The sequence below is a fragment of the Vibrio sp. McD22-P3 genome, from assembly GCF_021568915.1.
Classification (GTDB): Bacteria; Pseudomonadota; Gammaproteobacteria; order Enterobacterales; family Vibrionaceae; genus Vibrio; species Vibrio mediterranei.
The window spans coordinates 431,886-444,106 of record NZ_JAKGTN010000001.1 but is presented as its reverse complement, the minus strand read 5'-3'; the positions used below and the strand labels follow the sequence as shown (position 1 = coordinate 444,106).

General features: G+C 45.1%; 12 protein-coding genes. 11 read left to right on the top strand and 1 reads right to left on the bottom strand.

What is annotated here, in order from left to right:
- Window positions 1–210: 210 nt before the first annotated feature.
- The 11 genes from rpoE (at window position 211) to acpS (ending at window position 9,352) form a co-directional block, all read left to right on the top strand.
- Window positions 211–789 (top strand): RNA polymerase sigma factor RpoE, encoded by a 579-nt coding sequence (gene rpoE, locus L2W36_RS01985; protein ID WP_038228970.1) that lies wholly within the window; start codon window positions 211–213, stop codon window positions 787–789.
- A 26-nt stretch (window positions 790–815) separates the two neighbouring features.
- Window positions 816–1,418, top strand: a complete 603-nt coding sequence (locus tag L2W36_RS01980) for an RseA family anti-sigma factor (RefSeq protein ID WP_038228972.1) — start codon at window positions 816–818, stop codon at window positions 1,416–1,418.
- A complete protein-coding gene (gene rseB, locus L2W36_RS01975; RefSeq protein ID WP_006075274.1) occupies window positions 1,415–2,395 on the top strand; it encodes a sigma-E factor regulatory protein RseB in 981 nt (326 codons plus the stop codon). Before L2W36_RS01980 ends, rseB begins: the two co-directional genes overlap by 4 nt.
- Window positions 2,392–2,862 carry a SoxR reducing system RseC family protein gene (locus L2W36_RS01970; RefSeq protein WP_124940592.1) on the top strand — a complete coding sequence of 157 codons (471 nt, stop codon included), beginning with the start codon at window positions 2,392–2,394 and terminating at the stop codon, window positions 2,860–2,862. The genes rseB and L2W36_RS01970 overlap by 4 nt, the downstream gene beginning before the upstream one ends.
- Window positions 2,863–2,986: 124 nt before the next feature.
- Window positions 2,987–4,780 carry a translation elongation factor 4 gene (gene lepA / locus L2W36_RS01965; RefSeq protein ID WP_006075276.1) on the top strand — a complete coding sequence of 598 codons (1,794 nt, stop codon included), beginning with the start codon at window positions 2,987–2,989 and terminating at the stop codon, window positions 4,778–4,780.
- Window positions 4,781–4,881: 101 nt separating this feature from the next.
- A complete protein-coding gene (lepB, locus tag L2W36_RS01960) occupies window positions 4,882–5,778 on the top strand; it encodes a signal peptidase I (protein WP_031493910.1) in 897 nt (298 codons plus the stop codon).
- A 10-nt stretch (window positions 5,779–5,788) separates the two neighbouring features.
- Window positions 5,789–6,466, top strand: a complete 678-nt coding sequence (gene rnc, locus L2W36_RS01955) for a ribonuclease III (protein WP_006075278.1) — start codon at window positions 5,789–5,791, stop codon at window positions 6,464–6,466.
- Window positions 6,459–7,448, top strand: coding sequence for a GTPase Era (era, locus tag L2W36_RS01950; protein ID WP_006075279.1), 990 nt, complete (start codon window positions 6,459–6,461; stop codon window positions 7,446–7,448). Before rnc ends, era begins: the two co-directional genes overlap by 8 nt.
- A 60-nt stretch (window positions 7,449–7,508) precedes the next feature.
- Window positions 7,509–8,213 carry a DNA repair protein RecO gene (recO, locus tag L2W36_RS01945; RefSeq protein ID WP_063605875.1) on the top strand — a complete coding sequence of 235 codons (705 nt, stop codon included), beginning with the start codon at window positions 7,509–7,511 and terminating at the stop codon, window positions 8,211–8,213.
- 17 nt (window positions 8,214–8,230) lie between these two features.
- Window positions 8,231–8,965, top strand: coding sequence for a pyridoxine 5'-phosphate synthase (gene pdxJ, locus L2W36_RS01940; protein WP_006075281.1), 735 nt, complete (start codon window positions 8,231–8,233; stop codon window positions 8,963–8,965).
- 6 nt (window positions 8,966–8,971) lie between these two features.
- Entirely contained in the window at window positions 8,972–9,352 is a 381-nt protein-coding gene (gene acpS, locus L2W36_RS01935; protein WP_006075282.1) for a holo-ACP synthase, read from the top strand.
- 15 nt (window positions 9,353–9,367) lie between these two features.
- On the opposite strand, the gene barA is transcribed toward acpS, so the two are convergent.
- Window positions 9,368–12,187 carry a two-component sensor histidine kinase BarA gene (barA, locus tag L2W36_RS01930; protein WP_236109191.1) on the bottom strand — a complete coding sequence of 940 codons (2,820 nt, stop codon included), beginning with the start codon at window positions 12,185–12,187 and terminating at the stop codon, window positions 9,368–9,370.
- Window positions 12,188–12,221 lie beyond the last annotated feature (34 nt).

Below are 12,221 nucleotides of genomic sequence, written 5' to 3'. Positions count from 1 at the left end.
TCCATTCTTGTAAATTGACAACATTGTAGTTGACGCCAAATCACATTGTGAATGATTAATGACAAAAAAACTGAGAAAGTTTTGAACTTTCCTATCTGCCTAGAGTCACAATAGTGCTCATGTTAGCGGTGGTGTCAAGACTACAATATGCATAATTAATACTCATATCTGTGAAGGTAAGGGTAATAACGAATAGGAGTGAACGCTCGCATGAACGAGCAGCCGACCGATCAGGTGTTGATTGAGCGCGTTCAAAGTGGAGATAAACAAGCATTTAACCTATTGGTTTTGCGCTATCAAAACAAGGTTTGCAATCTCATATCAAGATACGTGAGCAATTCGGGTGATGTAGCGGATATCGCCCAAGAAGCGTTTATAAAGGCGTATCGTGCGATCCCGACGTTTAGAGGTGAGAGTGCCTTCTATACTTGGTTGTATCGCATAGCAGTGAACACCGCAAAGAATCACATTGTGGCTCAGAGCCGTAGGCCGCCAGCCAGCGATGTTGATGCAGAAGATGCCGAATTTTTTGAAGCCGGTAACGCTTTGAAAGAAATTTCGAACCCAGAGAACTTAACGTTGTCGAATGAATTGAAGCGAACTGTTTTCGCTGCAATTGAAGCGTTACCTGAAGATTTGAAGACTGCAATGACGCTTCGAGAGCTTGATGGTTTGAGCTACGAAGAAATTGCAGAAGTAATGGATTGCCCAGTAGGAACGGTACGTTCGCGTATCTTCCGTGCTCGTGAAGCGGTAGAGAAGAAGATTAAGCCTCTTCTTCAACGCTAAAACTAGTTACAACTATGGTGAATATAATGGCTGACAAACAGAAGCTTTCAGCATTCATGGATGGAGACCTGATCGATGACGCGCTTATTGAAGCGTTGGAAAAAGATCAGGAGAGCAAAGAAACTTGGCATAATTATCATCTTATTGGTGATGTCATGCGTGGTGATGAGCCACAAAGTTTAGATTGGAATATTGCTGAAAGTGTGGCGTCTGCGCTCGAAAATGAGCCAGCGCATACGAGTGATATCGTAATGCCTATCGAGTCACAACCTACGCCTTCACAAGCGAAGCGCTTATTACCAGCTTGGATAACACAGTTTGGTCAAGTAGCGGTAGCGGCGTGTGTGTCTTTGGCAGTTATTTTAGGAGTACAGCAGTACTCTGGCCAAGATCCAGCACAGCCTGAAGCTGAGCAATTACCTGTTTTGCAGACTATTCCGTTTGCGGGCAGTGCTGAGCCAGTCAGCTTGACACGTGATTCGGTTGCAAAAAGCTCGAATGAAAGTGTCAACGTGCAAGAACAGCGTCGTCGTATCAACGCATTACTGCAAGATTACGAGTTACAGCTAAGACTAAACAGCGAAGATAATGCTTCGCACTCTGCTGATACAGAATCGGTAATTGAATGAAAAAATTTCTGACCAGTTCATTATTGCTGTTCAGTTTATTTGGTACCCAAGCCTTTGCAGAAGAAGAGTCTTCTGCGGAGGCTTTGTTGCATCAAATGAACGATGCCAGCCAGCAATTGAATTATGAACTGTCCTACATCCTTATCAAAAAGAACAGCATAGAGCCGTTACTTTACCGACACGCGAAAAGCGATACTCAACAATTAGCCCATCTTGTTTATCTAAGTGGTCCAGTAAGAGAAGTGATTCGACGCGGTAATGAAGTCAGTTACATCGAACCGGGTGTCGATCCGTTCACGATTGAATCTGGCAAGATGGTGGCTCCGTTGATGCCTTTACTCAACAGTGATGTAAAGCAGCTGAGTGAATACTATGATTACGTTCGAGTAGGTCGTGCTCGTGAAGCGGGAGCGCCAACACAAGTATTTAGAGTCGTTCCAAAAGATGGACTGCGTTACTCTTATGTATTGTGGGTGGATGAAAAGAGCAAGCTTCCGTTACGTGCTGATCTATTGGATCGTGACGGTGAAATCTTAGAGCAGTACCGTGTGATCTCATATGCGGTGAATGATCATATTGCCACAATGTTGAGCTCGCTTGATGACGTGCAGCTTCCGGCGGTTCTATCACTACCGAAAGGTAATATTGAGCAAACATTTTGGCATGTGGGTTGGGTTCCCAATGGTTTTCAACCTAAAGATCTTAATCGCTACCGTATGCTAGCAACTGAAGATGTGGTTGAGAGCCAAATGTTCACTGATGGTTTGTTCAGCTTTTCGGTCTATATCTCTGATCGTGATAGTAATTCTCTAAAAGGTCAGTTGATCCGCCAAGGCCGACGTACGGTTCATAGCATTGTTCTTAATGACAAACAAATTTCAGTCGTTGGTGATATCCCTCCTGCCACAGCGCAGCGTATTGCACAATCTGTTACACTTAACAAAGTAAATAAGGCAGATGAAGGCATTACCCCATGATGACCGCACTCGCGACGGTGACCTCGGTTGAACCCCAGGGTCACCAGCTCCACGTTGAACTAAGCTGTGATCAGCAAACCAGTTGTAGCTCCTGCCAGTCAAAGAGTAGTTGTGGAACTGGTATTGTTAGTAAAGCAGTGGGTAAGAAGCAACTTCATTGGCAGCTTGCTACGTCTAAACCTGTAAAGGCAGGCGATGTGGTTGAAATTGCGTTTCCGGAAAAGAGCTTACTTCAATCCGCAGCGTTGATTTACCTACTACCGCTACTGTTTTTGTTCATTGGAGCTATTGTGGGTCAATTGTGGTTAGCGCCATTATTAGGTGCTGGCGAGCTGGTGGTCATACTGACTTCAGCGTGTTTTGCTTTTATTGGCTTTAGGTTAGCCAAAAAGTGGGTTACCCCAATGGAGCGAGCTTCTTTCCAGCAAGTGAAGTTGGTCAGAGTGCTTGGTGAGTCGATTCTCTAGCCCATTGTCTAAATAAGGTGCGAACCGCATCGAAATTGGGTAGAATCTGCCAACTTAATTGAAATGCGCGTTTTTTCCGCATTTTCTATTCCTTTTTGTTTAAGAGTTTAGCTACATCAAATCTATGAAGCACATTCGTAACTTTTCGATTATCGCCCACATCGACCATGGTAAATCAACCTTGTCGGACCGTTTGATCCAGGTTTGCGGCGGCTTAAGCGACCGTGAAATGGCGGCCCAGGTTCTTGATTCTATGGACCTAGAGCGTGAGCGCGGTATTACCATCAAAGCTCAGAGTGTTACTCTGGATTACACGGCGAAAGATGGGGAAACCTATCAGCTAAACTTTATCGATACTCCAGGGCACGTAGACTTCTCGTATGAAGTATCTCGTTCTCTAGCGGCTTGTGAAGGTGCGCTTCTTGTTGTTGATGCGGGCCAGGGTGTGGAAGCACAAACACTGGCGAACTGCTACACAGCCATTGAAATGGAGCTGGAAGTTGTTCCAGTATTGAACAAAATCGACTTACCAGCTGCGGAACCAGAGCGTGTCGCTGAAGAGATCGAAGAAATTGTTGGTATCGACGCAATGGAAGCAGTGCGTTGTTCAGCAAAAACAGGCCTTGGTGTTGACGATGTTCTAGAAGAAATCGTCAAAGCGATTCCTGCGCCAGAAGGCGATCCAGAAGCGCCACTTCAAGCACTGATTATTGACTCTTGGTTCGATAACTACCTTGGCGTAGTTTCTTTGGTTCGTATTAAAAACGGTAAACTGAAGAAAAACGACAAGATCAAAGTGATGAGTACTGGTCAAGTTTGGGGTGTAGACCGTTTAGGTATCTTCACACCAAAACAGATTGATACGACAGAGCTCAACACCGGTGAAGTAGGCTGGGTTGTTTGTGGTATTAAAGACATTTTAGGTGCGCCAGTTGGTGATACGCTGACTACCGCGAAAAACGGTTGTGAACAAGCGTTGCCTGGTTTCCAAAAAGTGAAACCACAGGTTTATGCAGGTCTGTTCCCAGTCTCCTCTGACGATTATGAGAACTTCCGTGATGCACTTGGTAAGCTAAGTCTAAACGACGCATCTCTATTCTACGAGCCAGAGAGCTCTGCAGCACTTGGTTTTGGTTTCCGTTGTGGCTTCTTGGGTATGCTTCACATGGAAATCATCCAAGAACGTCTAGAGCGTGAATACGATCTGGATCTGATTACAACAGCTCCAACCGTAGTCTACGAAGTAGAGAAAACCGACGGTTCACTTCACTACGTGGATAGCCCAGCTAAGCTACCTGCTACCAATGATATTGAAGAGATTCGTGAGCCAATCGCACGCTGTAATATCTTAGTGCCGTCTGACTACCTAGGTAATGTGATTACATTATGCGTTGAGAAACGTGGTACTCAGGTTGATATGGTTTATCACGGAAACCAAGTTGCGGTGACTTACGATATTCCGATGGCAGAAGTGGTATTGGACTTCTTTGACCGTCTAAAATCAACGTCTCGTGGTTATGCATCACTGGACTACAACTTCCAACGTTTTGAAGCGTCAAACATGGTTCGTGTTGATGTGTTGCTGAACGGTGACACAGTTGATGCATTGGCGATCATCACTCACAAAGACCAATCACAAAGTCGTGGTCGTCAGCTTGTTGAGAAGATGAAAGAGTTTATCCCTCGCCAGATGTTTGATATTGCGATTCAAGCGGCAATTGGTAACCACATCATCGCGCGCTCTACCGTTAAGCAGCTACGTAAAAACGTAATTGCAAAGTGTTACGGTGGTGACGTGAGTCGTAAGAAGAAGCTGTTGAAGAAACAGAAAGAAGGTAAGAAACGCATGAAGCAGATCGGTAACGTCGAGCTGCCACAAGAAGCGTTCCTTGCAATTCTGCACGTTGGCAAAGACTAATTCTTTGTTTTACGACGACATAATTTAAGTTTGAAGTGAAAGTGCCGTTGTGGTGCTTTCACTTTCGTTATTTTTATAGATACGAAAATTAAGGGAATGAAATGGCAAATACCTTCTCATTGATCCTCGTCATCGTGACGTTAGTGACAGGTGTCGTTTGGGTGCTGGATAAGCTCGTATTGAGAAAAAAACGTGAGCAAAAGCTCGCGGATATCCAAGCTCAAGCTACCCAAATCGATGAAGCAACCGCAAACAAAGCTGTTGCCCCATCATGGTTTGTTGAGAACAGTGTTTCTATTTTCCCTGTTATCGCCTTTGTTTTGGTATTGCGTTCATTCATTTATGAACCATTCCAAATTCCATCTGGTTCGATGATGCCGACGCTTTTGGTTGGCGACTTCATCTTGGTTGAGAAATATGCTTATGGTCTAAAAGATCCAGTATGGCGTACTCAGCTAGTTGAAACCGGTAAACCAGAGCGTGGCGATATTGTGGTATTTAAATACCCACCTCAGCCAAGCATCGACTACATCAAGCGTGTTGTTGGCTTACCAGGTGATACTGTTCGATATAGCGCGCGTAAGGATATTTGCATCCAAACCAAAGGTACATCGACGTGTAAACCTGTGAAGCTATCCAATGTGGAAGATAGCCCATTTGTACAAAATGGTATCCCTCTGATTCAGATGGATGAAAAGCTGGGTAAAGTGGAACACCAAATCTTAGTTAACCCTTTGCGTCGTGACCGTGTTGACCAATATCAACCACGTAACGGTGTGAATGAATGGGTGGTTCCAGAAGGTCATTACTTTGTAATGGGTGACAACCGCGATAACAGTGCTGACAGCCGCTACTGGGGATTTGTGCCAGAAGGTAACTTAGTGGGCAAAGCTGTTGGTATCTGGATTAGTTTTGAATTTGAACGTGGCGCAGATAGCATTCTGCCTACATGGATCCCAACCGGTGTAAGATTTAATCGCATCGGTGGAATAGACTGAACGAGAGAGCATGAATTCTTCTATTGAACGATTAGAAAAAAAGCTCGGCTATCATTTCAATGATAGCGAGCTGCTCATGTTGGCGCTGACTCACCGCAGCGCCAATGGTAACCATAATGAACGACTAGAATTTCTGGGCGATTCAATTTTAAGTTTTGTCATCGCTGACGATCTTTATCACCGCTTTCCTAAAGTGAATGAAGGGGATATGAGTCGAATGCGTGCCACCTTAGTGAGAGGGAATACTCTGGCTGAGCTAGGGCGCGAGTTTGTCTTGGGAGATTACTTAAAATTAGGTCCAGGCGAATTGAAGAGCGGTGGTTTCCGTCGTGACTCAATTTTAGCGGATGCCGTTGAAGCGATCATTGGCGCGATTTATCTCGACAGCGATGTAGAGATGGTTCGTAAAATTGTATTGAGCTGGTATATGACTCGCTTAGAAGCAATTAAGCCAGGTGTTTCCCAAAAAGATCCAAAAACTCGCTTACAAGAGTTCTTACAAGGTCGAAGAAAACCACTACCAGTCTATACAGTGACTAATATTAAAGGGGAAGCGCATAACCAAGAGTTTACCGTTTCCTGTGAAGTGGCAGGTGTGGATGAACCTGTTATCGGTCGAGGCACCAGTCGCCGCAAGGCAGAACAAGCGGCTGCGGAACTGGCTTTAGAGAAAGTGACCAATGTCTGATAAACCTGAGTCTGAACAAGAATTCGATATTGATGCATACTTTGCATCATCTGGCGAAGCGACAACCAGCGCAGAAAACCAACACTGTGGTTTTGTTGCGATTGTTGGTCGTCCAAATGTAGGTAAATCAACGCTGCTAAATCATATTTTAGGGCAAAAGATTTCCATCACATCGCGTAAACCGCAAACCACTCGTCACCGTATTATGGGTGTCGATACCGATGGGGATTACCAAGCGATTTATGTGGATACGCCAGGGCTACATATTGAAGAGAAGCGAGCGATTAACCGTTTGATGAATCGTGCAGCTAATAGCTCATTGAGTGATGTGAACCTAGTGTTATTCCTAGTTGATGGCACTCACTGGACTGATGATGACGAAATGGTACTGAATAAGCTGCGTAAGTCAGACTTCCCAGTCATCCTATGTATGAACAAAGTCGATAACGTGAAAGATCGTAACGACGTAATGCTGCATATGCATGAGCTGTCGAAGAAGATGGACTTCGTGGATGTAGTGCCTATTTCTGCCAAACATGGTAAGAACACAGATGTGCTTCGTAAGCATGTACGCGAACATCTACCTGAAGCGGTACATCATTTCCCTGAAGAGTATGTCACGGACCGTTCTCAGCGTTTCATGGCGTCAGAAATCCTGCGTGAGAAACTCATGCGTTTTACGGGTGATGAACTGCCTTATTCAGTGACGGTTGAGATTGAGCGTTTTGATTACAACCCAGACACTGATGGCTTCCATATCAATGCTTTGATTCTTGTTGAGCGTAACGGCCAGAAGAAAATGGTTATTGGTAAAGGCGGCGAAAAGATCAAGACGATTGGTCGTGAGGCTCGTCTAGATATGGAAGAGCTGTTCGATCGTAAGGTTTACCTTGAGACTTGGGTAAAAGTGAAATCGGGCTGGGCTGATGATGAGCGTGCTCTGCGTTCATTGGGCTATATCGACGATATCGAAAACAAATAATACTATTAGGTAGCGAGGACGCTGAGCGTCCTGCTCCGAGACCTTAGACAAGATAAAGTTATGGATGGATTACAACGCTGTTTTGTTTTGCATCGAAGACCCTACAGTGAGTCGAGTCTTATTCTTGACGTATTCAGTGAAGAGTATGGTCGAGTTACGCTTTTGTCTAAAGGTGCTAGAAGTAAGCGCTCCAACCTTAAAGGGGCGCTGCAACCTTTTACCCCTCTCCTGTTAAAATGGTCCGGCGGCGGTTCCATGAAGACCCTTCGTCAAGCTGAAGCCATCAGCCTTGGGTTACCTTTATCTGGTATCAACCTTTACTCAGCTATGTATGTGAACGAACTCATTGCCCGTGTTCTCGCCAGTGAAATCCCGTTTCCCGCTTTATTTCATGACTATCTTCAAGCTTTAACAGAACTGGCTCACAATACCAATCCTGAGCCCGCTTTACGGCGATTTGAACTCGCTCTCCTTTCTGCAATGGGATACGGTGTAGACTTCCTTCACTGTGCCGGAACAGGTGAACCTATTGACCCAACGATGACTTATCGTTATCGAGAGCAAAAGGGGTTCATTGCCAGTGTGCGTAAAGACAATCTCACCTTTCTCGGTGAGGAATTGATTGCCATCAGTGAGCGTCGTTTTAACAGTAAAACACAGTTACAAGCGGCAAAACGCTTTACACGCATAGCATTAAAGCCGTATCTTGGCGGGAAACCATTAAAAAGCAGGGAGTTGTTTCTTCCGAGACTGAAACAGCTCTGACCATGGAGTAAACATCGATGAGTTCTATCCTTTTAGGTATCAATATTGACCATATCGCTACGCTACGTAATGCGCGCGGTACTAAGTATCCAGATCCAGTTCATGCAGCAGAGATTGCAGAGCGTGCCGGCGCTGACGGTATTACCATTCACCTTCGTGAAGACCGTCGCCACATCTTAGATCGTGATGTACGCATTTTGCGCGAAACACTACAGACTCGTATGAACCTAGAGATGGCGGTCACCGATGAGATGATCGATATTGCCCTAAAAACTCAACCTGAGTTTGTTTGCTTAGTACCTGAAAAACGTGAAGAGCTGACGACTGAGGGTGGGTTAGATGTAAAAGGTCAGCTTGAAAAAATCAAAGCGGCAACGGAGAAGTTGTCTGCAGCAGGCATTAAAGTGTCGCTATTTATTGATGCCGATCGTGAGCAGATTGATGCCGCTAAAGCAGCTGGTGCACCATTCATTGAACTGCATACTGGTCATTATGCGGATGCAGAAACTGAAGAAGATCAGCAAGACGAGCTGAAAAAAATCGCGGCAGGCGCAAGCTACGCTGCAGATATCGGTATCACAGTAAATGCTGGTCATGGTTTGACTTACCACAACGTCGCACCTATTGCGGCATTACCTGAGATTTATGAATTAAACATTGGTCACTCTATCATTGGCCGCGCGGTATTCGATGGCCTACATAAAGCCGTTGCAGATATGAAAGCGGTCATGGAATCGGCTCGTCGAGGTTAATGAATCGTGGCAATTCAAGGTCTAGGTACCGATATCGCAGAAATAGAACGTGTTGAGAAAGCCTTAGCGCGTTCAGGCGAGGCGTTTGCGCAGCGTATTTTGACCGATAATGAGTTGGTTCAGTTTCAGCAATTGAAACAGCAGGGTCGCTTTCTTGCTAAGCGTTTTGCTGTAAAAGAGGCGGCATCAAAGGCGTTGGGGACTGGGATTGCTCATGGTGTGACTTTCCAAGATTTTGAAGTTTCTAATGACGAAAACGGCAAGCCAATACTCACTCTGACAAAAAAAGCCGCAGAAATTGCGGCTTCAATGGGTGTGACGTCCAATCATTTGTCTATCTCTGACGAGCGTCACTACGCTGTCGCTACCGTCATCTTCGAAAGCTAAACGATAGAACCTAACCTAATCGTTAGGTTCTCTATTTCCTTTCAAGTAAAGCTCAGACGTTTTTAGCACTTTTTCCATTTCATCTTGCAGTTCAAAGAGCTCTGGCTCGATATCTTCTAAGCTGTCGCCAGCGCGCAAGGCTTTCTCTATGGTCGCGCAGATAGACTTAAGTCTCGGCACGCCGCAATAAGAGCAACTGCCATGCAATTTGTGGATTAGGTGGATAACCTGTTCCTTATCATCGAAATCGGTGTCCAACACTTGCTCTGAAAGTGCATACACTTCAGGGATAAAGTCGACTAACATTTGCAGCATATCGACGGCTAAGTCTTCTTTGTTAGCGGCTTGTTTGAGTGCCGCTCCCCAATCGATCACCAAATTGGTTTCCGTTTCCGTTTTAGGCTGAGTGCTTGGCTCATCAGGTGTTATGTCCACGTCATTTGGAGCAACGAAGTCCAAGCTGGCATCAGTGTCATGATTGCGAACTGGTACCCATTTGTTGAGTACTTGCAACAACATTTTTTCATCGATAGGTTTGGTGAGGTAATCGTCCATTCCTTCAGATAAAAGTCGGTCTCGTTCACCCGTCATTGCGTGGGCAGTGACGGCGACAACAGGCGTCTGGCTGTTCTGTTGGGTCTCTTTAATTAGTTTGCAGGCAGTAACCCCATCCATGTGAGGCATTTGAATGTCCATAAATACCATATCAAAGTGCTGCTCTTGGGCTTTCTCAACCGATACTTGGCCGTTGGTGCAAGAGACCACGCTCTCAACACGCTCCGACAATAATGCTGTAATGAGCTTGAGGTTGGCAGGGTTATCATCCACTGCCATTACGGTAAGTGCGCGCTTCTCGGTAGACTCAACTTCCATAACAGGTGCGAGTATTGCTGGCTGTTTTTCCACTAGCGATTGCAGCAACTTCTTACGTGATAATGGTTTGGTTAAGCACTGCACTTGATGGGTTTGCATCAAGTAGTCAGATAGGGCGAGCTGGGTGCTGGCAGTACCGATGATGATGTTTGATGTAGCTTCCTGACATCGGGTGATCCAACTTTCAATCACGGTCAATGGCACTTCTTCATTGGTAGGCAAACACAAAATGATGTAGTCGAACGCTTCCACTTTATCTGGCAACGTTGAGCGATAGGTCACCATAACCCCTTCATTAGTAAGGGTCTGTTGTAATACCGATGCCGCTTGCATATTTGGTTCAATCAGTAGTAGTCGCTTGTTATGGATGACCGCAGGATCGATAAGGTCGATCATTGGAATATCTGTAGAGTTCAGTTTAACCGTAAACCAGAATGTTGAACCTTGGTGCAGGCGACTGGTTAAGCTAATTTCACCGCCCATTTGTCCAACTAGCTTTTGGGTAATAACCAAACCAAGTCCAGTACCGCCATAACGTCGAGAGATACTGGCGTCCGCTTGACTGAAGGCTTGGAATAACTGCGCTTGTTGTCGCTCTGAGATACCAATACCTGTATCGCGAACCATAAACTGCAGTTCAACACGGTCTTCTTTCTGAGATTTGAGTTCAACGCTGATATCAATGTTGCCACGCTCAGTAAACTTGATGGAGTTACCCACAAGGTTGGTCAAAATCTGTTGAATACGAAGTGGGTCACCAACAAGGCCGCTTGGAATTTTCGAGTCAACTTTTAAGGTTAGTTCCAAGCCTTTTTCATGGGCACTGGTTGCTTGAAGGGCGACAACTTCCTCAAGACTGTCTTGGAATTCAAATGGAATATTCTCAAGTGCCAGTTTACCGGCTTCGAGTTTGGAGAAGTCTAAAATGTCATTGATGATGTTAAGCAGGTTATTTGCCGATTTCTCAATGGTCTGTAGATAGTCTGTTTGACTGTTGGTCAGCTGAGTTTTCAGCATCTGACGAGTAAAACCAATTACACCATTAAGTGGGGTTCTTAGCTCATGAGACATGTTAGCAAGGAACTCTGACTTCACTCGTGCCGCCTCTTGCGCACGCTTTTTGGCGATATCCAATTCAACGTTTTGAATTTCAAGCTGTTCTAATGTCTCACGTAGATCGGACGTTGCTTGGTCGATACTGTGCTGCATTTCCACATGATATTCGGACAGCGAGACTGCCATGGCATTGATACCATTTTTCAACGAGTCCAGCTCGCCGTGCATTTTGCCTTCGATACGAACATCCAAGTGACCACGACGAATACGGTCTACCATGTTTTTCATGTGAGAAATTGGACGCGTCACATCGTACATCAAACGGTAGGCAAAGATTCCCGATAGGATAAGACCAAGAACAAGGACTAGAATCGCAGAGAAGACTTCCTGATATTGTTGTAAACGCAGTGAAGAAAGGTCGAGCTCTACAGCGATATAACCGAGCGTCTTATTGGTTGAGGTTAATTCTCGCGTATCTGATACCAGCTGACTTTCAGCTAGAATAGGGGCTCTCAAAATTAACGTATTGTCGTGAATTTCGTAGGAGCTTAAAAAAGGAATCGGCTGATCTTTCGGGTAGGTTAACGTATCAAAGTTGGGATGAAAGTTTGAGGTTACAAACAGCTCATGAGAAGCATCGAATACCGCAATACTGCGAACGAATTTAGAATTCTTACGGTGGGCGTAACTAATCAGGCGTCTAACTGATTCACGACTTTGGTTGATAAGACCTTGTTCACTGGCAATCGCCAGCGGTTCAATAATGCTAGAGCCGGCGTTAAGTACTTGTGATTCTAGGTCGTGGTAGCGATTGTAAGAGAAGAAGGCACTCAAAAGGAGACCGATAATTAAGGTCGGTGCCAAAGTCAATGTGATTACGCGAGCGCGCAGGCCGTATCTTGTCATTTTAATTCGAAGTCATTATTTGCCAACAGAGTTA

What these genes read in the sequence shown, in the direction of transcription:
- rpoE (WP_038228970.1), top strand. Translation starts at nt 211, where the DNA reads ATGAACGAGCAGCCGACCGATCAGGTGTTGATTGAGCGCGTTCAAAGT.
- L2W36_RS01980 (WP_038228972.1), top strand. Translation starts at nt 816, where the DNA reads ATGGCTGACAAACAGAAGCTTTCAGCATTCATGGATGGAGACCTGATC.
- rseB (WP_006075274.1), top strand. Translation starts at nt 1,415, where the DNA reads ATGAAAAAATTTCTGACCAGTTCATTATTGCTGTTCAGTTTATTTGGT.
- L2W36_RS01970 (WP_124940592.1), top strand. Translation starts at nt 2,392, where the DNA reads ATGATGACCGCACTCGCGACGGTGACCTCGGTTGAACCCCAGGGTCAC.
- lepA (WP_006075276.1), top strand. Translation starts at nt 2,987, where the DNA reads ATGAAGCACATTCGTAACTTTTCGATTATCGCCCACATCGACCATGGT.
- lepB (WP_031493910.1), top strand. Translation starts at nt 4,882, where the DNA reads ATGGCAAATACCTTCTCATTGATCCTCGTCATCGTGACGTTAGTGACA.
- rnc (WP_006075278.1), top strand. Translation starts at nt 5,789, where the DNA reads ATGAATTCTTCTATTGAACGATTAGAAAAAAAGCTCGGCTATCATTTC.
- era (WP_006075279.1), top strand. Translation starts at nt 6,459, where the DNA reads ATGTCTGATAAACCTGAGTCTGAACAAGAATTCGATATTGATGCATAC.
- recO (WP_063605875.1), top strand. Translation starts at nt 7,509, where the DNA reads ATGGATGGATTACAACGCTGTTTTGTTTTGCATCGAAGACCCTACAGT.
- pdxJ (WP_006075281.1), top strand. Translation starts at nt 8,231, where the DNA reads ATGAGTTCTATCCTTTTAGGTATCAATATTGACCATATCGCTACGCTA.
- barA (WP_236109191.1), bottom strand. Translation starts at nt 12,187, where the DNA reads ATGACAAGATACGGCCTGCGCGCTCGCGTAATCACATTGACTTTGGCA.